This is a genomic window from Flavobacterium fluviatile (assembly GCF_010645065.1).
Lineage (GTDB): Bacteria > Bacteroidota > Bacteroidia > Flavobacteriales > Flavobacteriaceae > Flavobacterium > Flavobacterium fluviatile.
This window is the reverse complement of the sequence record NZ_JAADZW010000060.1, coordinates 1-2,184: the sequence shown is the minus strand read 5'-3', so window position 1 is coordinate 2,184 and position 2,184 is coordinate 1. Positions and strand designations below refer to the sequence as shown.

The following is a 2,184-nucleotide window of genomic DNA, read 5'->3' as shown; positions in this document are numbered from 1 at the left end:
TACGATACTTTCGACCTAAATTTTAGAAAGCACATGCATGAGGATTGGATGGTTTTTTATGATGCTGATGACTTAAGACAAGTATTGGTGAGCAATGCTAAAAGCCGGGACGGTCGATTAGTTGAAGAAATTGGCACTATGGAATTTATTCTTCAAGAAAAGTACATTCAGCCAATGGCTTTATACGATCAGGAGAAAGGCGATGCACAGCAAAGGCAATTGGTATATGACTACAATAGTCGTATGAATAACGAAATTATTTTGAGAGGTACACAGCAGAGAGAGGTTTTAGAAGATTTATTCGACAACCACCCGAGATTAGATACTCTTAAAAAATTAATGATTCCTGATAGTCTGGGACAGCACAAAGATCAAAAGTCTGCTGAACGTTTAGAAACGGCAACAAAAAGAATCGCTGCTAAACAGGAAAAACGAGAAAAAGTATTAGAAGAATCCAACTGGCAGGAAACCCAGACCAACTATTTAAAAGAGAAAGTTAACCTAAACAAATACACTAACCTATGATTACAACAACACAAAAACAGCAAATTACTGAGGCACTTAACAACTACATCAATTTGCATAGTATTTCTGCTAACGAAATTGTAAAGCGCTCAGGAGTAAACGAAAGTTATATTTCGAGCATCAGAAACGGTGAAACCACAGTAGGTAAATCAGAAATAAAGGACAAATGGTACTTAATGGTTGCTGAATTTATAGGCTATTCATTAAAAAAAGAATATTGGGGTTTGAAAGAAACGCCTCAGCTATATAGAATGCTTTCAACTCTGGAAGATGCCAAAGAAAACGGATTAACAAACATTATCATTGGCGAAACCGGTTCAGGTAAAAGTTACATTTCTGATATGTTCTTAAGAGCCAATCCAGTTGACACTTTTAAAATAGTTGTTGGTTCTCTTGATACTATTGGCGATTTACTTGACAAGATTATTGACGCCTTAAAAATTGCAACTCCAAAAACTAAAAGCAAGAAAATTGGCGAAATAGCTAAAAAGCTAAAACAACTAAGACTTGAAGGACAAAAACCGCACTTAATATTTGATGAGTGCGAGTATATGAAACAGCCGGCACTTTGTTCTATGAAAGAGTTATACGATGCTCTTATCAAAATTTGCGGAATCACGCTTATTGGTACCAGCCAGTTAACGGATAACCTTGATAAATTAAGAAAAAAGAATCGTTCTGGCATACCACAGTTTTACAGAAGAATAAAATTTGGTATTAGAGAATTGCCAGGCATAGACAGAAGTTTTTCAATGTTCTTAAACCAAATTGAAGATAAAGCCTTGATTAGATTCTTAAAACAAAACTGCGACAATTACGGAGAGTTACATGATGTGTTAGTTCCGGCAATGAAAGAAGCTGACAGAACCGGTCAACCACTAACAGAGGATTTTGTTAGAACCATATTAGGAATGCCGAATTTATTGAGTGCCTAATATGGAGAAATTAAAAAGAGCTCTAACCGTATCGAATGTCCTTTCTGCAATTGTATCGGTCATCAAGTTTACTGGACGCTTTTTTGATGTTTTCGGAAACCCTCAAAAGAAAGGACGTTGGTTTATTTGGGGTGATAGTTCAAGCGGTAAAAGTTCTTTTATAATGCAGTTAATTAAGGAGTTTGCCAAGACTGAAAAGACAATTTTAGTATCAAGAGAGGAAGATTTGGACGATGAAAATCTACAGGACAGGTTAAAGCTCTTTCAAATGCAGGACGTTGCAAAAAATTTTAGTCTGGTCGATGACACACTTGAACAACTTATTGAAAGACTGGAACGAAGGAACAGCGCTCAGGTAGTAGTAATAGATTCAGTAGCATACTTCTTTATGGGCTACACCTTTGAGGATTATTTGAATTTCAGGAAAAGATTTAAAGATAAAACATTGGTTTTTGTGGGTCATGGAAAAGGACAAAATCCAAAAACCGAATTTGAAGACAGGATTAAGTTTGATGCTACACAAAAGGTAGTTGTAAGTGGCTACTTAGCAACAAACAAAGGACGGAAATATGGACCACATGCAACTCAATATGTGGTTTGGGAAAAAGGTTATCAAGATTTACACGGACAACAAAAAAATTAAAGCTATGAAAACAACAATTCAAAAACTGAACATTACCCCAGAGCAACACGAATCATTAATCTGGAACTTTTACCAAAATTG

The 2,184-nt window shown here is 35.7% G+C and carries 3 protein-coding genes; all 3 read left to right on the top strand.

Annotated features, from left to right (window positions below):
• The coding region (locus tag GXM17_RS21190; protein WP_208796477.1) for a hypothetical protein at positions 1-525 on the top strand (525 nt) is incomplete at its 5' end.
• The gene (locus tag GXM17_RS21185) at positions 522-1,460 is read left to right on the top strand and encodes an AAA family ATPase (protein WP_163401509.1); all 939 of its coding nucleotides are present in this window, start codon (positions 522-524) and stop codon (positions 1,458-1,460) included. The genes GXM17_RS21190 and GXM17_RS21185, both read left to right, overlap by 4 nt.
• A 1-nt stretch (position 1,461) precedes the next feature.
• A complete protein-coding gene (locus tag GXM17_RS21180) occupies positions 1,462-2,103 on the top strand; it encodes a P-loop NTPase family protein (RefSeq protein WP_163401508.1) in 642 nt (213 codons plus the stop codon).
• Positions 2,104-2,184 lie beyond the last annotated feature (81 nt).

What these genes read in the sequence shown, in the direction of transcription:
- GXM17_RS21185 (WP_163401509.1), top strand. Translation starts at nt 522, where the DNA reads ATGATTACAACAACACAAAAACAGCAAATTACTGAGGCACTTAACAAC.
- GXM17_RS21180 (WP_163401508.1), top strand. Translation starts at nt 1,462, where the DNA reads ATGGAGAAATTAAAAAGAGCTCTAACCGTATCGAATGTCCTTTCTGCA.